Origin of the sequence: Siphonobacter sp. SORGH_AS_1065 (assembly GCF_030818595.1) — a bacterium.
In the GTDB taxonomy this organism is placed as follows: domain Bacteria; phylum Bacteroidota; class Bacteroidia; order Cytophagales; family Spirosomataceae; genus Siphonobacter.
Window position 1 is genome coordinate 54,667 of the sequence record NZ_JAUTAM010000009.1, and the last position, 21,339, is coordinate 76,005.

Sequence of the window (21,339 nt, forward strand, 5' to 3'; positions counted from 1 at the left end):
TAATCTCTAAAAATAAATCCACTAATCATTTCAAACATGCTTTAGCTTGCTAAACCCACAACGGATTCAGTCTAATATTTTTAATAAGTATGAGTACTTCCACTAATAAGGCACTCAAAAAATTTATATTAAAAAATTAAATGTATTGTAAATACATAAATGCGTAAAAGTATTAATAAATTACAATTTTATAGGATGATAAAGTTTATTCTTTAAACTACCTATTTTGCGAGAAATAGGTCTATATTTCATTGTACCTTGAGATAAGGAGCCGTAATGATTACTTTCACTTGTATAAAATCTATTTTGAAATCCTTCACTTACGAAATGGCCACTACCACCGAAATCGAGTATTTTATAATTACCTAAGTATAACATTGTAGGTAACAATACCTCATAATGCCCTTTCCATCCAATTTTATGAATATTATAAATATAGCTTAAAGCATTATTAGAAATTCTATAGATAGGATTGAAAGATCTCAACCTAATTTCAAGAGGTATTTCAAAGCTATCATGTTCCAAGGTTTCCCACCAATACCAGTAGGGCTCTTGTATATAGCTTCGAATATGTGAACTTAAAAAGTCAAAATGTGTAAAATTATTAAATGTATTAAATAATAAGCTCCAATTACCAGAAAAACGCACATCATCTTCAATGAGCCAATAAGACTCATAATCAGGGTAATCTAAAAAAAATTTAAGTAAAGCTAAATGAGTATTACCAGGAACAAATTTTTCACCCAAAGGTTGAATATTTAAGTCATCCCAAACACACGTTCCAAATATGTAAATATTTCTTTTATAATCAGATGAATAAATATATTTGCTAATATCAGTATTACTAAGGATAAATATATCTATAGATGATCTGAGATGTTTATTTATTTCATCATAAAGTTTAAAAGAAATATCATTGAGATCTCTAGTCAATATTAAGATAATTTGATTTTTAGCCATATAATTGATTTATTTAAATTTTATTATGTGATATAAGATGGATTAATATAATTGATAATATTAAATATTATTGAAGCATTATAATACATGTCAAACTTTCTAGCAAATAAATTTTCTGAACTAATAACTCTCATGTAATCAGAATTGTCAAATATACGAGGATAGTGAGGTCCGCTAGTCCAATCGATAAGTCTATAATTATTACTGATACCACTATCTATAGGTAATAAATTTAAAATTATAGTATGAAAAAAAGTTTCATCTGGTATAAAAGTATAACGAAAAAAATGTAAAATATTAGGAAATTTCTCAATAAATGTAAATATGTTCTTTGCACAATCAGGTGTAATAATCCACCATTGCGAACCACCATATATTTTTTTAAAACAACTAGGGAAAGTACGGCAAAAATTATAACTACGCTGTTTATAAACAAATTCTGCTGAAGTTTCGTAGTTAATATAGTCATTGAACCAATAATATTTAACTCTATCCAATCCTCCTAATTCACCCCAACATTTATTTGGCAATTCAAAATATTCTAGATAATATTCATAGTTATTTTTTTCTAAATATTTATGAATATATTTATTATTTTTTATTGGGAGATCCATTCCGCTTAATAATACTATATGACTAAAATATTGCTTACTTTTTGAAATAATTGCCAAAGCTTCTAGGGTTACCTCAACCATTGAAAAGCCACCCCAGCTAATTTTGGTTGAAGAGTTAATAATACAAAATTTATTAGAAGTGACATTAGATTTAAAAGAGTTAATTAATTTATAATTATGAGATTTATAATCTATACATATATAACAGAAATCATCAGTATCTAAAGTTAATAGATCAACGAGTATAGCTAACTGGTTAAAGTTAGTATGAGCTATTATTAAGTAAGCTATTCTAGTCATTTCTTAGACTAATTATAAAATAAATATGCTTCCTCCCAAGGTAAATAATCATGATTTATATTTTCTAACAGTATGAGGCCTATCCCTGAAAGACCGCCGAGACCAATGTTACAAAATATATTAATATCTTTATTACTGGCAATTACATTTTGGTTAACTAAATCTACCAATAAATTATGAAAGTATAATTTACTAGCATATGTACTATAATCATAATGTTCGAGAATACTTATAAATTTGCAACACAAAATTTTATTTTTAATTGAAAAAGGATAATCAAAAATGTTAGAGGTACAAAATTGATTTATTAGTATATTTAATTTTTCAGTAACTTTATCAAAGTTATTGAAAGTGTTATTAATATATTCTTTAAAATATATTAATAACACTTTAATTTTTAAAATATTTATTAACAATTTAATATCTGTTATCAAGGCTATATTTTCTAAATTTTTAAAGCATAAATTAAACAGATCAAATTTTAGCTGATCTTCTTTGTATGTATATATTTTTGAAAACCTAAGTTTATATATAAAAAACAAAGCTTTAGTTGCAAAATCATAGCTTGTATTGATATTATAAAAATTGGCAGTACTATTTTTATAATCTATTTCTTCTAAAACATAAGCTAATGATTCAATAATATTAAACTTCAATGCATCATTTTTACAACTTATCAATCTTTCATGTAAATAAGCTCCTTTATAAATCAAACTATTTAAGTCTGAACTAAAACTAGTTTGTATTTTACTGCAAATATGGTGTTCAATATTATTCAGCATATGATCTAAATCAAGATCGATAAGGTTATTGTTAACTAAATGACAAAGAAGCCACCCATTTATTAATACGGTATCATAATCATTACTTGACTTAGCTTTCAAAAGTTGTTTAAATACATCTAGCCCTAGATCAATAGCTTTAGGAAACAAAGTGTCATTATTATTGTATTTCAAATAATACATTTCAAGCAATAAAACTCCTAAACTACCATGGGAAAAATTATTGCATAAGGATAACGGGGCATGTGAAATTCTACTAAGTAAAATTTCTAATTGATTTGTACAATCTTTGATGTGAGTTATTTCTTCCATTTTTCTATTTCATTTTGTAATTCATTTGGAGATAAAGCAATGACATCTAGTTGTACTCTCATTAATTTACAATACTCGATTAATGAAGAGTACTCAGAATTATTGTTAACTTCGTGATAGAGATGATATAGGTGTCCTGAATTAATCCAAGCGGCCTTATGCCCTAGAATTTCCATTCTTCTTACTCGTTCAATGTCCTCTGGACCCCATTTTATAAAAGCTTCATTCTCTTTACCACAATCGATGTATGTTTGCCTATCAAGAACAACTGCTCCCCCACATGATTTTTCTCTAACTGTATAAGTCTGTTTAGTATACAATAACTGTATATCTAACTTTTTTCTAAAAAAATCGAGTTGATATTTATCATGGACCATTTTAAAACATCCATCATATGGAATAACTATTTTATTCTTGCCTTCTCGGATTAATTCAATAGCTTGAAATAATTGTTCAGGAGAGATTATTACATCAGCATCTTGAAGGATTATGATATCTGTAGTAGCGATATCAATCATCATATTATTATATTTAGTTCTATGAAAATCTTCAGAATTATCTTCTATGAAAATATATTCAGTACATTGAGGTAATTTTAATATATCTATATGCTGAAACGTGTCAGCTTCAATGATTATAATATTTGTATTAAAATATTTATTTATGAAAGATATAATTGTATATAAGTTATTGAGCCTATCATTTGAATCAATTCTAATAGGTATTAGAAAAGTAACATCTTTAACTTTATATTTTAAGTCATCTAAATATTCTTTAATAATTTGTACATATTTTATAGAACACTTATCATTTCTCACATAATCTAATGATACAGTGAAGGGCGTAGAATAAACAAAATCACCTTTATAAAAATACTGCCATGAATCTAACGTATCTAAACCCGCATTGTGTAAAATTTTTACGTCATTCCATCTTGTTAAATCGTCATTAGGCCAACAAAAATCCAATTCATCGGATATTAATATATCAATATCATTTTTTAAAGCAAGCCACAAAATCGCCCACATATCTGCACACCATTCTAACACATTATTATAATACTGTTCACTTAGCATATTTTCTTTTACAAAAATATGTATATAACGTTTCTTGTTATATTGTAAATGATTGTATAAGATTTCACTATAAAGCTCAACTTCATTCCAAAATTCATAATTAAGTTTTTTAAAAAGATATTGAGCTCCACCACTTGAACTATTATTTTTTAAAATAAGATCAAGTGGAATATTAAGACATTCTAGCATTTCGTCCAGTACAATCTTACCTGCTTTTAAAATTGACTCCGGAGAAGTGTATTTTAAGGTATTAGAAACATACCATTTATCATCCCTTAAAAGCTCGTCAAAATTTGGAAGTTCTCTAAATACAATATCAGCATCATGGTAAAAAATTGATTCTGATTCTAATTCGGGAAACTTATCAAAATGTTTTTTTATAATATGGGGTCTTATACCAGGAATATAATTCCTTTGAATTCTGTTATCAGGATAAAAGAAAATAGATGCACGCGCAAATATTGGATCAAAATTATCCTGATATATAGGATTTATACCCTCGGTAGGATCATATCCTATTAGAACATGTATGTTTTGACTAGAAATTCCTAATTTATTTATATTAAATAAAAATACTTGAATCTGCCACTTCATGTATAAAGAATCAGGCTGTGCACTTAGAAAAATCATGATATTAAAGTTTTACAGATTGAATTAATTTATTTATTAAACTTTCATAATATAGAGTTAAACCTAAATCACCAATCTCGTCAATTTTCGAACATTTGTGACAATATATAAACATATGATTATCTATATAACGAATTGAATCTACTGGTATAATTACATACTTATCATAAATATTATTGCTGTATACCTTTACGTAATTCATACATTTATAGTTATTAACAATCTTAATTGATTTAGTATTAATTTTAAGAAAATAAGTAGAATCATATGATTCCATTTGATATTTAACTATTATATTTTTTGGTAATTCAATAAAGTATAAAAATGTTATTAGGAAAGATATTAAAGCTATTATAACTAAATAAATAGTAAAAATATTTTTTTTTGAAAACTTCCCTATAACATTATATTCAATAATATTTTTCATATGATTTGTAAACTAAAATTGATTTTATATAAGTAATAGAACTTTCAATAAAAAAACTTAATTATAATAGACTTACTGCGAGTTTATTTTCAATTAATTAGATAAAGATTCCATAAATCAGCAGATGCTCCAAAATCGTAATTAATGTAGGACTCAGATTCAAACAATTTCTATCTAATAACACGCGATATCGCTTGACTTTACTGATCACATGCTCAATAATTACTCACTGCTTAGCCTGAATTTTATTGTATTTTTTAATCATTATTCAACAAAGTCAACGCTACTTTTTTACCATATTTTTTTTTGTGCAGAATATGTAATTCCGCACAAAATAGTCGTTTAATAACCCATGAAAACCACTGTCAACGCTTAGACGAATGCCTTCAAATCAATCAAATGCGGGCGCAAATTCTTGATGTATCATGATACTTTCTTGGATAGTACCTACTAATGAAGAGTATTTTGCAAGACTTATTGCTCATCATCAACTCTTTGTTGGTATGTCTTTTTTACATGAATAATAATCGGTTTGTACTTGAGTATGCGTAGGTCAATGAGTATGCTCTCTACCCTTAAAATAATTTCCATTTATCTCAAAACACACGATTTAAATACATTCACATTAGTAAAATTCCAGTAAGGCTAAATTCCTTGTCGGCCAAGCGTATATTCTAGTAGCTTGAGAAGTTGTTCATATGTTATATCACATAGTTCCGCTGATCATTAGATCCCCTCCCTATGAATCAGTAATGCTAAACTATCGCAACTCAGATTATTTTTAGTTGAAATAGCACAAAACAGAGCATCTTCATAAGTTTTAACAACAAACACCCTCATTTCTTTGCACTATGTCTTGCATCCGATACCCACTTTAAAAAACTCGTATATCTCTTTAAAATGCTTCGTCAATAATAAAAATTGTACCTCATTTAATCCAGTCGATACCTACCATTGTAGCTCATTTCTTATTTGCCGATAATCCACATGATATTTTTTATTTAAATATACTCTATAAGAGTATTTAATATATAATATGGCTATAAATATCTCATAATCAAACAACAACAAATCTATTATATATAATTACGCTTTTAAAAAATAACATATATTAATTAGTATTACTAAGTATATATGTAAATCTAGCTATCCAATTCTAGTTGATTTTTAACTAAATTATAATAATGACCTTTCAAATTAACTAGAGTAACATGATTTCCTTTTTCAACTATTTGACCTTCTTTCATAACTATAATTTGATGAGCAGATTTAACTGTACTTAACCTGTGAGCAATAACAACTACAGTCCGATTTATAAAAAAATCATTAAGTTTTTTCATTATATCAGATTCATTATTTGCATCTAAATTACTTGTAGCTTCGTCAAAAAAAATATAGCTAGGATTCCGATATATTGCTCTTGCAATTAAGATACGTTGTTTTTGCCCTCCACTAAGACCAGATCCGTTTGAACCTATTTTAGTATCATATTTAAGGGGCTTCTCTTTTACGAATGAGTCAACATTTGAAATTGAAACTGCTTCTTCCAATTTATCTAAATCAACAGTATCATTACCAAGAATAATATTTTGCAGTATAGAATCATTAAATATATAACCTTCTTGCATAATTACACCACAAAGTTTACGCCATAAATCAATATCCAACTCACTTAATGGAATACTACCAATACTAATATTTCCAGATGTAGGTTTATAGTATCCTAAAAGTAATTTAAGTAACGTTGATTTACCACTACCGCTTTCCCCAACTATAGCAGTAACAGTACCTCTATTAATTTTCACATTAATATTTTTAAGAATCATTTTAGATTTTGGACCCTCATATTGAAATGAAACATTATCTATACTTATATTACCATAATATTCATGTCCGCTAATCCCAGAATGTATTAATTTTTCTTGATTTTCATTTTTAATAGAATGTATTTCATTCATTCGCCGAATACTTAAAGTAGCATCTTGAGCAAGTTTAATAAATGATATGAGTTGCTCAATAGGGCCTGAAGTTTGACCAACTATATATGAGATACTTAGTAACATTCCTAACGTAATGTCATTATTTATAACAGATTTAGCAGCAATATATGTAATTATAATGTTCTTTATATGATTTAATAATACATATCCTATTCTCTGATAGTTTTCTATATTCATTCCTTTTAAACCAAGATAAAAAATATTAGCTTGTAGTATCTGCCAAGACTTTATCTTTATTAATTCAGCACCATATAATTTAATTTCTTGCATTCCAAATATTATCTCGTTTAATAAGTCTTTATTGTCTTTATTTAATTTAAATTGCTTATAATTTATATTTTTTCTCTCACCCTGAAAAAGAAATACCCAAAAAATGGACATTGAAGTCAAAATCCAAAAATATAGTGAAATTTGCTTGCTGTAAAGTATTAATATTATAGATAATATAATGATATTAATTACAGAAAAAAATGTTATTATTGAGCTACTAGTTAAAAACTCTTCTACCTTTTTATGATCGTTTATCCTTTGTGTAATGTCACCTGCAGTTTTACTATCAAAATATCTTATTGGTAAACATAAAAGTTTATTAAGAAAGTCTGATATTATCCCTAAACTAATTCTAGTATTAACATGTATAAGTATCCAATTTTGTATAAATTGAATTATTAATGAACTAATATATAAAAATACTTGTGAGTACAAAATTAAATTAACTATGTCAATATTTTTAGAATTCACTCCATAGTCTACTAATATTTGTGTCATAAATGGCGTAAGTAAAGAAAATATACTTGAGATTGCCATTAATAAAATTAGTTGTATTAATAAAGAACTATTATGCTTTAAGTATTTAAAAATATAATTTAGATCTATAGTTTCTCCTTTAGTATGTAAATAATTACTAAATTGATCATTAGGTTCTAGCAATAATGCGATTCCTAAACTATCATCTCCTGGGCACCAGTTATTTTTAAAATCTTTTTCTTTTATTTCAATTATACCATAAGCAGGGTCTGCAATTTTATAATATAATACATCACCTCTTAAATTTTTTTTTACCTTATATAGAACTACATAGTGATTACTATTCCAATGTAAAATACACGGTAACGGACAATCACTAACAAGATTTTGCTCAGTTAATTTTACCCTAAATGTGCTCATCCCAATATTCTCTGCTGCATAACTTAGATTTAATAAGCTGCATCCTTCACGACCTACAAATATTATATTTCTTAAAAAAGGTAATTCATATCTTTTGCCATAGTAAGATGAAATCATATTTAGGCATGCGGCTCCGCAGTCCATAGCATCAAATTGACGACAAAAAACTAATTTTTTTTTAAAAAACATACTCTTATTAAGCTAGTTTATTAAGTCTTTACTATGCATAAATTCAAGAAGCATCCTATCCTTCATATTATATTTAAATGAAGGACAAGCATTCGTATCAGTGGCCCAATGGATAGGACAGCTTCCTCCACATACAGGTAATAAATTACATTTTTTGCATGGGCTTTTGCTGGTATCATTTATGATATCATTATTCCAGTTTTTTAATGGAGTTTTTTTAATATCTTCATCAAAATTATTATCTAAATGTCCTATTTCAAAGTCTGTTTTGGCGAATATTGGGGTATATGGTACTTCCCAACATGTTGATACATTACCATATGCATCGTAAACCTCAGAATGATTCTTTACAGCACTACATACTACTTTAGATCGATTTGGCAAAATATCGGTGTCAAAACCTAATTTAATTAACTTAATTAACCAATCTATTTCTAATACTGAAAAATCATTTTTTTCAACTCCATTTATATTTTCAATATCATTATCTCCCCAATTATGTATTGGTATCAAATAAAAACTAATTTTATCTTGCAACTTCTCTTTATCTAATAAATTTATAAATTCATCAAGTCCATCTACATTATTTTTATCAACATTACTTCTAATTAACATATTAATATTTCTATCTTTATAATCAAAATCATTTACAATTGACAGTAAATTATTAAATATAATTGTGAATGTAGGACCTTTTTCTTTTTTTGTATATCTATTAAGATCATGATATTTATCAATTCCATCAATAGTAATCTGAAATGTACTAATTTTACATTCTTCATTAAGCCTTTTAAATATATCATTTTTTAGACTTAAACCATTGGTAACCATACTAGCTCTATAGTTTATATCTAAATTATCACATATAACAATTAATTCTCTACTTATATTATATATGTGATTTAAAGCCATCAATGGTTCTGCACCATACCAAGTTAAGGATAAGTTTTTGCATGAAGATTCAAATATTTTCCTCTTTATTCTTTGAATTAATTTGATTTGAATTTCATCACTCATATATTGTTTTGTGTGCTGTTGACCACAATAATGGCATCCTAGCTGGCATGATGCTCCTGGTTGTATAACTATACTTAATGTATCGCTATTTGATATAGCTTCTTTGTTTTGATTCAACACAAATTCAAGTTCATTTTGGTTTTCAGGCACTATAGCTTCAGCTTGCAAAAGGCTTATGAAAGTTTCTTTAGGAAGTAATTCTAAACTATTGTTTATAAAACTTTTATATGAATCATCATTTAGGAATAATAATGTTCCTGTCCTTGTAGCAAACAATAGTCTACCATAATTTTCGTTATTCAAACTTATTGAATCAGTTGTCTCTATGTAAAAAGACTTTTTGTATTTTATCATAATAATAGATATATAATTGTTATACATTAATTTCAACTAAAGAACTATAGATAGAGGCTGTCTAAATACTTAACAGCCCCTATCAAGCAATTAATTTTTGATTTTCGAACAGCCTAATTTGACTGTACAATCTTCATCAAAAGCATTACTTCCTGCGCCACCTTTAATAAGTTCTGATGATTTCTCGTCAAGTGATTTGATATCATTTCTCTCTTCACTCATAACCTTATTAAAAAGGTCTTGTAAATTCCTATTTTTCATAATATTAAGAATAGTTAGATGGTTCACTTTATTCATTGGGAACCATTCAATGCTACATAATTAATGCTATGTAGAGCATATTGAAGCCTTTAATGATAATGGCCACTTTCACTTCAGACTTACAATTTTTTTATTAATTTATTCTACTTTTTTCTGATTGATTACTAGTTGTGTTTTTTAGCCGTATTGATTTACTACTGCCAAATTTGTATGAGAAAGTAATCCTAGCTGATCTAGTCCCTGCATACCCACCATAATCTTGCCTTATATTGTTTACAGTACTTGTAAAATATACCTTATTGCTTTTTATTATGTCCGTAAAACTTAAACCTATAACTATTTTTTTATTATAAATAAGAGATTTAATACCCGCATCTATACTATAGTAGCTTTTTACTTTATCAATACCATCTACTTGAGGTAACTGATACCAAAAATCAATATTACACAATAGTGTTTTTGATTTATTTATAGAATAATTATTACTAGATGAAATATAAGCACTCCAGCCGGATATGGTATTGAATAAATCCTTATTACTAGAAAGTGTTTTATTATGAAATAAGATAAACTGAGAATTAATTTCAATTTTATTAAATAACATTTTATTAACGGATTCAGCAACTCCAAAACTTACAGAACTAAAGATATTTTTTTGCAAGATACCTACCACATTGGTTCTAGTGTCTGGTATACCAATTTGGTCAAATCCATTATTTACATAACTTATAAAAAATTGTGATTGTAACCAGTCGTTTAATGAGTGCTGTATTTCAATATTGTTACTAAATGAAGGTTGTAAGAGTGGATTACCCTCCGAATATAAAAAGGGATTAATATATAATCTAAAAGGATTCAATCTTGAATATTGTGGTCTATTTATTCTTTTACTATATGATATACTCAAAAATTGATCTTTAAAATTTTTAAAAACAAAATATACAGTTGGGAAAATTTTAAAATATTTATTGGTAGATTTTTGATTCAACGTACTCGAAAAGCCTTCAGTTTGAGTGTTTTCTGCTCTTATTCCTATTTTAATATCGAAATACTTAAACTCTTTTTTTGCATCCATAAATACTGCTTGAGTAAATTCTTTATATTTGAACTCATAAGAACGAGTTGAGTCAAATTTATAAATTCCATCATTAATTGTTTGATATATTGAAGAACTATTATTATTTATATTTGAAATTTTTGCACCCATAGAAACATCTATGTCTTTGAATTTTGATATAAATTCTGTCTGAATGGAATAAATATCTATATTTTGTGGGGTAATTTGATGAGATTCAGGGTATAAATTATTAATTAATTGTCCTTTAATTATGCTATTACTTATAAATATTTGCTCTTGCTTATTATTAAATGAAAAATAATCAAAATCTGTTATAAATTTACTTTTTAACGAATCTATTTTAAATTCATTATGTATATTCAATGATTGACTAAAACTTTTATTAGGAGTAGAAGATACAGTATTAATTATTGAATCTAAAATATTTTTATAACTAATAATTTCCGTATTAGAGTTTGATATTTTTCTATTATTTGAGTTAGAAAAAGTGTATTGTAAGCCTAACAATATTTTTTTATTCATTGCATAGTCCAACCCTAAACTACCTCCTATATTTTGATCTTTAATGGACGTATTCGTTTTATCTTGCCAAAAATTATTTACATAATATATGTTCTTCTCCTTAATTAGTAAATTTCTGTTATCGCTTACATTAATATTTATATTTGCTACGATCTTATTATTCGAGTATGATGAATTAATCCCAGCATTTTTAGAATTATAGTAACGAAATATACTTCCCATCCTTATGTTATTATAAAAACCTTTCAATCTGTTTTTTTTTGTAACAATATTTAAAATACCAGAATTTCCTTCTGCATCATATTTTGATGGTGGATTAGTTATAACTTCAATTTTTTGTAATTCATCGGCTGGTATGGATTTTAGATAGTTTACTAAATCTTCCCCTGATAATCTTACGATTCTATCATTTATAAAAATTCTTACTGAAGACTTGCCTATTAATGATATTGAATTATTTGATGTTACTTTTACTCCTGGTGTCTTAGATAAAGCATCTAATGCGTCTCCCCCAATTAGAGATATATTATTTCCTACATTAAATATTAATCTATCTACTTTCCTTTCTATAGTTCTTTTTGAAGCAGTAATATTGACTTCATTTAAATTAGTGCTAATCAAAATTTCTTCCATTTTTACGTACACAGTAGTATCCCCATTAATATTTATATTATTTATTTTTTTTGTTAAATTTTCACAACTTATAATTAGATCGTATATCCCATTAGTTACATTTATAATAAAACTACCTGTAGTATCTGTAATTGCTTTAGATACAATTTGATTAGTTTTATATAAATAAACGTTACAATGTTCTATCTTATTTTTATCATATATTATTTTCCCATTTAATAGACTTTGTGCTTGGCTTACATTAACATTAAGTATTAGCACAATAAATAACATGTATTCTTTAGTCGAATATTTTTTTTTCATTTGTTCAAGTTAGGTTATTTGTATTGCGATAATAGTATAGATTATTATTCTTAGTTAATATTTTCATTAATATTTTATTAAATCTACATAAATCAATATAATAACATAAGTTATGTCTTAATCATTTATAAATTATCATTGATTAAATGTCAATATTTATAATGATTATCCTACAGAAATTTTTATTTTTTTTATAAAAACTACACTTTTGTGACTTACAACTACACAAAAGTGTAGTTGTGTGCTTTTACTATAACATAACTTATTGTGTTATAGTAGCAGAGTCTGAGTAAATAAAAATTACATTAGCTTGAAATTCAGTAAATTAGACTAACGACAGACTAATTCACCAATCAAGCTAATGCACGATATCAAACGTAATTTTGACAAAGTTTTTAAACGATCAAATCGCTAGAATTACCCATTTTTGATCTAAAAGATAATCTCACTAAGCCAGGTCCTGCTCCTAAATTTTTAGACATAGAAATTATTACCTTGAGCTTAATCTCTGGTTGGATAGTAAAAACTGGCTTTTCACTAAAATTCGTTCAGATTATCAGGCTGCTTTTCCAAATATTTTGAGAGATCTCGCTATAACCCTAGAAAACGAATGGGTAATGGCTCAAAAGCGTTGATAGGAAAAAAAGAAGTGGTTAATAAAAAGACCGGTGATTGTATCATGTACTAAAACCGATTTGGAAAAGCAGATAGTTTTGCGAGCTAAACGTTTAAAACGCATTCGCAATGTGAGATGCTTACGCTCTAGTGACTGCATTAAGGCTTTATTTTCAATCCTGAGTCGTTGATCCAGACAGTCATAGTAGGCCGGGGCGGCCATCCGCCACCAAGCATCGGTAATCCACTTTCTAACCCTGATTTTGGCTTGATTTAATAAAGCTTGCAGTTCACGAAAGGTTTGATGAGTGCGTCGCCCAAAAACGAAAGCAACGATTTGGCCACTAGTATGATCTTCTGCCCACCATAGCCACCTGGGCCGCTTTTTACTGCCTACGAAGCTCCAGCTTTCATCCACTTTAATCATAATAGTCCGATTGTAAAAAGCGGGATTGACAAAAATGACTTGGTCACTTTTCTTTTAAATTGCTACTGACAGTATTACGACTGATTTTCAGAACGCGGGCGGTGTCACGCACCCCGCTACCGTTAAGCACCAGTTCGCTAATGCGGGCTTTTCTGCTGGATCGTGAGCTTGATAAGTATAGCTTTCCACGAACGTACGGCCACAGTCGTAGCAGCGGTAGCGTTGAGTATCCCCTCGGGTGGTCCCATAACGTTTGACATGTGCACTTTGGCCGCCGTGCCGACAGATAATTGCTTTTAAAACCATCCGCAAAGATGGTTAATCAACACATCTGTGCCATTACCAACGAATGTTGTTTAATGCCATTGATTTAGTCAGAAAAACCTAGGTCAACGGTTTCTATAGTTTGAAGATTATTTTATCATTGATTCACTGCCTTTACCAGTATGTAAAATTACCAGGGAAAAACGAAATCGAGTTTATAAAGAAACACTTGAAACATTGCCAGAAAAAGGATACGGTGCTCTTCATAAGTACTATTTTTATGGCTATAAGTTGCGGGATTTGTTCGGTTAGCGGGGTTTTTCACTCTCCCCAAAGCTAACGTACATGATAGTACGTTTTTAGTTTAAATAACCCATAAGCTGTCTAAATGTGTATTAATTGGTAACAAATACTATCTGTCTTCTTTTCTTCCCTAAAGTTGGCTTTATCAGCGAGGGCTTAAATTACCATGGAAACACCCCAAATATTCAATCAGAAAGGTTCTCGAAAATAGCCTTGGCTTTTTAGAAAAGCTCGCAAACGTATTGAAACTTTATATGCTCAGTTAGCCGATTAGTTTATGTTACAAAGAGCGTATGGCAAGTCTTTTTTAGGGCTTAAATGCGTCTACTCATAAAATTACGACCTTACCTTTGATTCAATATTATCCATAGTAAGCGTATTGGCATCGGGCAGATCACAAGCTACGAAATCAACACCTGAATCTCCCAGCATCATCACAAAAGCCACATTCCGGCTTAGCCGGTCAAGCTTGACCGACTTATTTGGTACGTAGCCTTCGCCTTTACGCTTCGAGACTATTTCTTTGCTACTTCATATTGGAGTCCAATACGCTGCCGTTGTATCATGGTTACCATGCCTTAATACCAAAGGAAGTAATAGCGGATCGAACTAAGAAAGCTCTGGCCGAGAAAAGAAACAGGGCTAAGTGCTGGAAACTCCGGCAAAGCTGATGTAGCAGGCTAAACGCAAAGGGACGTTCCGAGTGAGTCGATCCTATTTTGCAATGAGCTAAGGTTGCCCCATGAATTTTACAATAAGCGAGGCTTCCTAAAGTTGGGGCCTGTCATTCTTCTTTCCCGACTCGATGTCGATGAAGCTAGTCAGAACCTCATCTTTGGATCAAGTGAAATTTTCGACGGCCTGTTTTGGTGCTTCGAGACCGAGACCGGACCTGCTTCTAGGTAGAGACTCGGAAGTAAGCGACAAAGCTTCGCTATATATTTTAAATTAATTTAATAAATAAGTGTTTCAAAGATGATTTTTTATAAAAAATATAAAAATTACAAAGCATGATGGTTCCTTTGTAAAATGTTATAAATCGTAGATTTATCATGCTCTCCCCGTGGAACAGGTAACTTTTATTCATTTTCCTCTTTTGTCACTTTGTCATGTTACAGGCCTACGTTACCTATTTCCAGGTTTCCAACCAACGTCAAGGTCGGTCAGGTTTATGACCCTAGGCTCAACAAGCGGCTTTGGATACATTCTTAAAAATAGGGGAGAAGAGATTCGGCAGTTTACCGATATTGAGTTGAGCCGCAAGAATGACGTTTCCCAGCTTCAGGCCACCATTGATTGTTGCAAATTACAGGAAGCCACCTAGCTAATTGCAAGACTCCGAAACATCGTCTTTGTCTATACTCTTCAAGATTCCAGAGTAAACTTCATGTGCTGTGATATGCCGCGAGCTAACACGCTAACCATTGGTATCCTGGCTACGATGGTTCAGCATGAGCGGGAGCTAATTGCCGATCGAATTAAGAAAGCCCTAATGGAGAATAAGAAAACGGATCAATCTAAATGAAAGAGGACGTGGTATAGTTATTATAATACTCATATAAATCAAAACAATCAGAAAGCAAGAGCTTTTGTTAAGAATTTTAAAACTTCAGTTAGATCTGAGCAGAGAGTGATAATAGATAAAGACGGCTTTGTTGCATAGCTCATGAAACATGCATTTTCAGACTCCAATAGCCTTCTCCATAGGTCGACATAGACAACGCAAGTACCTTTTATGGGATAATTTCACGGTTACGAGTGCAACTATAGGTAGGTTTTACTCGGTTTATATTACTACCAAAGTACCTATGTAGCAAAGCCCTTATAAATTATTGGCCTGTGCATTAGTTCTTAATAAAGGCTATTTCTTTTTTGGCGAAAAAAGCCTTCACTAAGTTAGGCTGCTCTTTTTCAAGCCATTTGATTTGCTCAAGAATCGCTACAGTGAGGTCTTTTAAACAGCCAAACACTTGACTCTTCAAACTACCTTTTAGATGGCCCCAGACCAACTCCGTGGGATTTAGTTCCGGACTATAAGTCGGTAAACGTTCTAGATGAACTCGATTAGCACGTGCCTGCAAAAAAGTTTTAACCTCTTGACTGGGATGGATCGCTGCTCCATCCCAGATGACCAGCAAATTCCGTTTACGATAACGGCCACAAAGTTTACTCAGGAACCAGGCAATGTCCGCACCAGTAAAAGGTTCATCTTGGCCCGCTACATAAATCCGACCATTAGGGGCAATGACGGCAATTAAACTTAAATGGGTTCGGCCCGCTTGCTCAAGTAGCACGGGAGTTTGCCCTTTGGGTCCCCAGCTATGAGCCAGCAAGGGCAATAAATAACAAGCACATTCATCAATGTAGATAATTACTCGCTGCTGCTCACTGGCTTTTTTTGAGCTCGGGTAAGCGTTGCTCTCGCCACTCTTGGACAGCGTTGCGATCTTGTTGATGAGCTTTGCGTTGCGGTTTCTGGATGCTCCAACCTGCTTTCTTGAGTAAACGCCCCACTTGGGAAGGATCGTAACTCACGCCAAAGCGTTTTTTTATAACTTCATTAACCCTAGGGCGTGTCCAGACATATCCCCTTAAAGCCATGATGTTCAGGGCCCTTGGTGAGTTGGCCAACTAGCTCAGTAAGCTGCTCAGAGCTTAATCGGGCAGGGGCTCCCGTACGTTTGCCTTCCTACAAGGCATCTGCTCCCTGTTGGCGATACTTTTTCAGGGTCTGGCTTACCCAACCTTGGGTTAAACCGAATGCCTGAGCAGATTGCCATCTGCTTCCATCCTATCTCGTTGAGTTCTACACAGCGTCGGCGAAGAGATTCATAGTTCCTTTGTTTGTAGCTTGACATCGTAACTCCAAGTTACAATTATTATAGACTTTTTCACCAATCAATAATAAAAAAGTGATCACACAACTGTGAGAAAAAAGTCTCGAATTTTTTTCGAATACGCTGACATGTATTCGACCATAAGCTGCATTCCTTTTTCATATTTACACGAACAGGCGTGATTAGTGCAATATTATGGGTAGTTAATAATTCTTGACGATGTTTTAAAGATAGATATGCTTTGTCTGCAATAATCTGGCAATTAGATAATTGCATTGATTTTAATTGTTCTAGGAAATGTACATCATGCCCATGAGCAGAATTGATTTCCACGGCAGTAGTAACCCCAGTATCGGTTAATATAACCTACAACTTATACCCGCAGCGGCGGCGGCCAAAATAAGAGCACTTATGAGAGGCATGATATCTGTGCGAAGGCGGTATGTCATTATTTTTATTAGCTGTTTTGTTTCTGTAAACCCTCACCTGATGACATAAGGGTAAAGGCATAGAATCGAGTATGAAAATGGAATTATTCAGGCTAATTTGTTTGGCAATAGATTGAGCTACCCGTGAGATGTAGGTTTGTAATTTTCTGCATCTTCGATTATAAGTACTACGATGAAAAAGAGTAGAAAACCAATTTGGATAATCACTTTTTAGCACAGAGAATAGAGTGTTTTTCGAAGTAATTTGTAAGATCTCTGCTGTGATTGACAAGGTAACGATCTCAAAATCAGAAGTTTTGGTTGGTTTACCATAAACTAGAAGATTGTCTCCTTTTCTTAGCTTCCATTTTAGTGAACTTCTGCAGATTTGAAAAATCTTGTCGTAATTAGTTTTTAGGTTGTACTTTCTTAAGAAAACGTCAGATACTTCTCTTAAGTTACTGTTTATCAGCAGTATGTACAACCTATTTTTCGTTATATAATATATGCACAACGGGTTTATAATACTAATTTACATAAGAGATTTAGGAGAAATAGAGATTGTCATAAAATAGAATAGTTGGTTTAATTACTTTTGATACTGAGTAATTTAACTAATAAAAGAGCGATAAAATTCACTAGCAAAATTATAATCACAACTTCTGTATAAAAAATCTTTAAGACAAATTTGTGTAGATAATATGGGAAAAGTTTCAGAACCTAAATAAAAAGTGCTTTCGGCTAATATTTGTGTCGATAGGCCCATTAAATTAAGTGTTTTTAAAAATTTACTATCACATTCTGCTACCATAATACTACCTTCAGCACAACATATAGGATAGATAGCAATTGAAATAAGCTTTTTCAACAATCTGATTGAATCTTTCATTGAAATAGCAAACCTACTAATATGCCAAATTTGTTGACTCTCTATAGTTTTCAATTGCAAAGGATCAATATTAAAAATTTTCTGTAAAGGCAAAATACATTTATTATCCCATTTAGTCACTTTAACAGAACCGATTATCTGAGCATCTTTTATTGCTACACAAATAAAAGATGCATCAAAAAGTACTTTATCTTCCAAGTAAATCGAATGTACTATCTCTGTATAATTATTTATTGACAAATTCGATGAATAGTGTTGTGGTAAATTCTGATGTACGATAAATTTAGCTAAATCAATTAGATTTGATTGCTTTAAAAATTTAAACTCAATATTACTCATAGTATAAATTTTTGATAATTAAATCGGTAGTATACTAAAGGCGTAAGTCAAAAAAGAATCGGTTAATAAATAAGCCAACAATTGTATCATGCATAATTTGAGACCGTGCGACGGACCGTTAGAGAAGCAATGGTTTTACGGGCTAATCTTTTGATTCTAGATCCAAGCGTAAGATGATTTCGTTCAATGGATTGCATGAGTTATTGATCTTGAATTCGTTTATATTGATCCAGACAATCTAGGTAATTCCACAGTAGCGACGGTAGCCAAGCATCGGTGATGCATTGATCTATGCTTATTTAGGTTTGCTCTAGTAAGGCTAGTAATCTTCTGAAGGAGCATTTGTATGGCGATCAAATACAAACGCAACAATTTTACCAGTAATGGTATCTTCTACCCACGGCTGGCCTACCGTCAAAACCAACGTGAATTTTTCTTTTTTCAACATAACTCAATTCCATGGTGGTCACCACTAGTAAGCCTTGATAATGAGTATTTTATGACAGTTAGCTTTGTGGTTTGGATTTACGGAAACTAAGTCATTACTTTTTTTCAAATACTTAAGAACCGTGGAATTACTAATTTTTAACACACGTTCGGACCGATTTCTCTAATTCCGTTTCCGTTGAGAGCTCTTCCGACGATTTGTATCATAATAGATGGCTCATATCTTTGATTGACATACTGGTGAACAAAGATTTATACCGTGCGACGGTCGCCGCACCCATAGCAGCGAAGTCTAGGTTTCCCCAATGGCGTTGTTCCATGATGCTTTACTAATTCTGGTGAACCGCTGCCAGGGTGGCCACAATGTTTACATCTAACTGCTTCATATACCATTTATAAATTTAATAATTTACGCATTTACAGCACACCCATTAAATCTATAATAAACGATTTTTATAAAAAATTGACGAATTGTAAATATTATTTATGAGAAGTGACAAAATAGAATTCTGGAAAATATTTAACTTCTAAATTATTAGCAATTTTATACATCACATCAGTACAAACTCCTGCCGCAAGCCATGAGCCAATAGCGAGTTGGGGAGGCGATTGTTTTTTATCAAGATATTCATATTGATATAAGATATCTTGAAGCCATTGTTTTGATTTATAGTCAATGTTATCAATTAAAAAAGCAGCAACTTTTTTCTCGAAATCTATATGACTTGGTGATATATGCGAAAGGCCAAGACCGCTAGGATGAATTACAAAAACTAGAGTTGCCCAGCCAATATTATAAGGATGAATAATAGGTATAAAATTTTTCTGGCAAAATTCGTCAAACAAAAAGGGTATATCAGATTGGAAATCTAAAGCATTTATAGCTAAATCATGGCCTGAAACAAGTTGGGAAAGATTCTTAGAATTAAGAAAAGTATTTTCAACTTTTATATCAGCTCTAGAATTAATTGATAATAATCTATGATATAAAGACGATGATTTAAACTGGTTAATGTCATCTAAGGTATAATTTTGTCTATTAAGATTAGTCAAATCTACTCGATCACCATCTATTAATGTTTGGTTTAAAAAACCCAATCTAAGAGCACACTCAGATATGTTGCTTCCAATACCACAACCTGCAAAGCAGACTTTATAATTACTAATAGATAGCTGCTTATCTTGTGGAATATATAAAGCATTTCTATTGAAAAGTGTATTTATCATATATTCATTATAAATTGATTTCAAACAATATTCCTATTTTTAAATTTATAATATAAATAAGTTGTACCATGAAATATGAATCAAAAAAGTATTCAATATTTATATATATTAATTAATAATATACAAGTAAACATATGAAAATATAATATATATAAACAAACATTTTAATTAATTTATAAATAAATTGAAATACCCGTTGTGCGGATTGATTTCATCAAGGCCAATTGACGATCAACAAGTTACTAAGGGGCAGCCCCTCAAGAAGAGCTTGAAATATCTTATAGGCCCTAGCTGTCCGATTTTCGCTTTATATATATATATTAGATAGTTATCTGATTATCAATTATTTAATTGTATAACCGAATCACTATTTAATCCGCACAACGGGTAAGTGAAATATGTTTACTTAAGTAAAATATATTTGATGAGTATCAATTATTGTTGTATTTCAAGTAATCTAAAAAGTCTCCAAATTTATATAAATTTAGTATCAACTTCAATTAAGACCGTGCCATAGTCACAAACCTTTTATGAAGAACTTAGAATAAAAAATGATAATAATTTTCCAAAAAATATTCTTTAATCAAAAACATAGCCAGGGGGCTTTGTTACACGGGTACTTTAGTAGTAGTATAAACCGGGTAAAACCCATCTATAATTGCACTCGTAACTGTGAAATCATCCCATAAAAGGTACTTGCATTGTCTATGTCGACCTAAGGAGAAGGCTATTGGAGTCTGAAAATGCATGTTTCAAAACTATGCAACAGAGCTATAGCCATCTGCTGAAGCAACCTCTAACTTTTACTATTTTTGAGTAATCCTATTAGGTAGTAAATAAATCTTTAAATTAATTATTTTTAGCATTATAGATAAAACTATTTATGTTACTGTAACAGTAACCGGCACATACTAACAAATAATTTAAATAGACTTTGA

At 30.3% G+C, this 21,339-nt stretch carries 16 protein-coding genes; 1 reads left to right on the forward strand and 15 read right to left on the reverse strand.

Annotation, left to right across the window (positions count from 1 at the left end):
- Positions 1–180: 180 nt before the first annotated feature.
- The 10 genes from QE390_RS24315 to QE390_RS24810 all read right to left on the reverse strand — a co-directional run bounded on the left by QE390_RS24315 (position 181) and on the right by QE390_RS24810 (position 13,983).
- Complete coding sequence (locus QE390_RS24315; protein WP_307144303.1) at positions 181–960, reverse strand: hypothetical protein; 780 nt, start codon at positions 958–960, stop codon at positions 181–183.
- A 23-nt stretch (positions 961–983) separates the two neighbouring features.
- Positions 984–1,874: a beta-1,6-N-acetylglucosaminyltransferase gene (locus QE390_RS24320; RefSeq protein WP_307144304.1), complete on the reverse strand. Its 891-nt coding sequence runs from the start codon at positions 1,872–1,874 to the stop codon at positions 984–986.
- A gap of 8 nt (positions 1,875–1,882) precedes the next feature.
- Positions 1,883–2,968 (reverse strand): hypothetical protein, encoded by a 1,086-nt coding sequence (locus QE390_RS24325; RefSeq protein WP_307144305.1) that lies wholly within the window; start codon positions 2,966–2,968, stop codon positions 1,883–1,885.
- The gene (locus QE390_RS24330; RefSeq protein ID WP_307144306.1) at positions 2,956–4,674 is read right to left on the reverse strand and encodes a galactosyltransferase-related protein; all 1,719 of its coding nucleotides are present in this window, start codon (positions 4,672–4,674) and stop codon (positions 2,956–2,958) included. The genes QE390_RS24325 and QE390_RS24330 overlap by 13 nt, the downstream gene beginning before the upstream one ends.
- 1,569 nt (positions 4,675–6,243) lie before the next feature.
- Positions 6,244–8,457: a peptidase domain-containing ABC transporter gene (locus QE390_RS24335; protein WP_307144307.1), complete on the reverse strand. Its 2,214-nt coding sequence runs from the start codon at positions 8,455–8,457 to the stop codon at positions 6,244–6,246.
- Positions 8,458–8,469: 12 nt separating this feature from the next.
- Positions 8,470–9,828, reverse strand: coding sequence for a radical SAM/SPASM domain-containing protein (locus QE390_RS24340; protein WP_307144308.1), 1,359 nt, complete (start codon positions 9,826–9,828; stop codon positions 8,470–8,472).
- Positions 9,829–9,918: 90 nt separating this feature from the next.
- Positions 9,919–10,089, reverse strand: a complete 171-nt coding sequence (locus QE390_RS24345) for a hypothetical protein (protein ID WP_307144309.1) — start codon at positions 10,087–10,089, stop codon at positions 9,919–9,921.
- A 133-nt stretch (positions 10,090–10,222) separates the two neighbouring features.
- Positions 10,223–12,625 (reverse strand): outer membrane beta-barrel protein, encoded by a 2,403-nt coding sequence (locus QE390_RS24350; protein ID WP_307144310.1) that lies wholly within the window; start codon positions 12,623–12,625, stop codon positions 10,223–10,225.
- A 622-nt stretch (positions 12,626–13,247) separates the two neighbouring features.
- Positions 13,248–13,667 carry an IS1 family transposase gene (locus QE390_RS24355; RefSeq protein WP_307144311.1) on the reverse strand — a complete coding sequence of 140 codons (420 nt, stop codon included), beginning with the start codon at positions 13,665–13,667 and terminating at the stop codon, positions 13,248–13,250.
- A gap of 43 nt (positions 13,668–13,710) precedes the next feature.
- Positions 13,711–13,983, reverse strand: coding sequence for an IS1-like element transposase (locus tag QE390_RS24810; RefSeq protein WP_373424578.1), 273 nt, complete (start codon positions 13,981–13,983; stop codon positions 13,711–13,713).
- 1,650 nt (positions 13,984–15,633) lie between these two features.
- On the opposite strand from QE390_RS24810, the gene QE390_RS24365 reads away from it, so the two are divergent.
- Positions 15,634–15,759, forward strand: coding sequence for a hypothetical protein (locus tag QE390_RS24365; protein WP_307144312.1), 126 nt, complete (start codon positions 15,634–15,636; stop codon positions 15,757–15,759).
- Positions 15,760–16,078: 319 nt separating this feature from the next.
- On the opposite strand, the gene QE390_RS24370 is transcribed toward QE390_RS24365, so the two are convergent.
- The 5 genes from QE390_RS24370 to QE390_RS24385 all read right to left on the reverse strand — a co-directional run bounded on the left by QE390_RS24370 (position 16,079) and on the right by QE390_RS24385 (position 20,425).
- Positions 16,079–16,690 carry an IS630 family transposase gene (locus QE390_RS24370; RefSeq protein WP_307144319.1) on the reverse strand — a complete coding sequence of 204 codons (612 nt, stop codon included), beginning with the start codon at positions 16,688–16,690 and terminating at the stop codon, positions 16,079–16,081.
- Complete coding sequence (locus QE390_RS24375) at positions 16,620–16,835, reverse strand: winged helix-turn-helix domain-containing protein (protein WP_307144313.1); 216 nt, start codon at positions 16,833–16,835, stop codon at positions 16,620–16,622. Before QE390_RS24375 ends, QE390_RS24370 begins: the two co-directional genes overlap by 71 nt.
- 290 nt (positions 16,836–17,125) lie before the next feature.
- Complete coding sequence (locus tag QE390_RS24815; RefSeq protein ID WP_373424579.1) at positions 17,126–17,434, reverse strand: transposase; 309 nt, start codon at positions 17,432–17,434, stop codon at positions 17,126–17,128.
- Positions 17,435–18,109: 675 nt separating this feature from the next.
- The gene (locus QE390_RS24380) at positions 18,110–18,727 is read right to left on the reverse strand and encodes a hypothetical protein (protein WP_307144314.1); all 618 of its coding nucleotides are present in this window, start codon (positions 18,725–18,727) and stop codon (positions 18,110–18,112) included.
- A 927-nt stretch (positions 18,728–19,654) separates the two neighbouring features.
- Positions 19,655–20,425, reverse strand: coding sequence for a ThiF family adenylyltransferase (locus tag QE390_RS24385; protein ID WP_307144315.1), 771 nt, complete (start codon positions 20,423–20,425; stop codon positions 19,655–19,657).
- Positions 20,426–21,339: the final 914 nt, after the last annotated feature.

Bases quoted from the DNA above. Each gene is read 5' to 3' on its own strand.
- QE390_RS24335 (WP_307144307.1), bottom strand. From the start codon at position 8,457: ATGTTTTTTAAAAAAAAATTAGTTTTTTGTCGTCAATTTGATGCTATG.
- QE390_RS24320 (WP_307144304.1), bottom strand. From the start codon at position 1,874: ATGACTAGAATAGCTTACTTAATAATAGCTCATACTAACTTTAACCAG.
- QE390_RS24325 (WP_307144305.1), bottom strand. From the start codon at position 2,968: ATGGAAGAAATAACTCACATCAAAGATTGTACAAATCAATTAGAAATT.
- QE390_RS24340 (WP_307144308.1), bottom strand. From the start codon at position 9,828: ATGATAAAATACAAAAAGTCTTTTTACATAGAGACAACTGATTCAATA.
- QE390_RS24365 (WP_307144312.1), top strand. From the start codon at position 15,634: ATGCCGCGAGCTAACACGCTAACCATTGGTATCCTGGCTACGATGGTT.
- QE390_RS24375 (WP_307144313.1), bottom strand. From the start codon at position 16,835: ATGGCTTTAAGGGGATATGTCTGGACACGCCCTAGGGTTAATGAAGTT.
- QE390_RS24345 (WP_307144309.1), bottom strand. From the start codon at position 10,089: ATGAAAAATAGGAATTTACAAGACCTTTTTAATAAGGTTATGAGTGAA.
- QE390_RS24380 (WP_307144314.1), bottom strand. From the start codon at position 18,727: ATGAGTAATATTGAGTTTAAATTTTTAAAGCAATCAAATCTAATTGAT.
- QE390_RS24350 (WP_307144310.1), bottom strand. From the start codon at position 12,625: ATGAAAAAAAAATATTCGACTAAAGAATACATGTTATTTATTGTGCTA.
- QE390_RS24355 (WP_307144311.1), bottom strand. From the start codon at position 13,667: ATGATTAAAGTGGATGAAAGCTGGAGCTTCGTAGGCAGTAAAAAGCGG.
- QE390_RS24330 (WP_307144306.1), bottom strand. From the start codon at position 4,674: ATGATTTTTCTAAGTGCACAGCCTGATTCTTTATACATGAAGTGGCAG.
- QE390_RS24315 (WP_307144303.1), bottom strand. From the start codon at position 960: ATGGCTAAAAATCAAATTATCTTAATATTGACTAGAGATCTCAATGAT.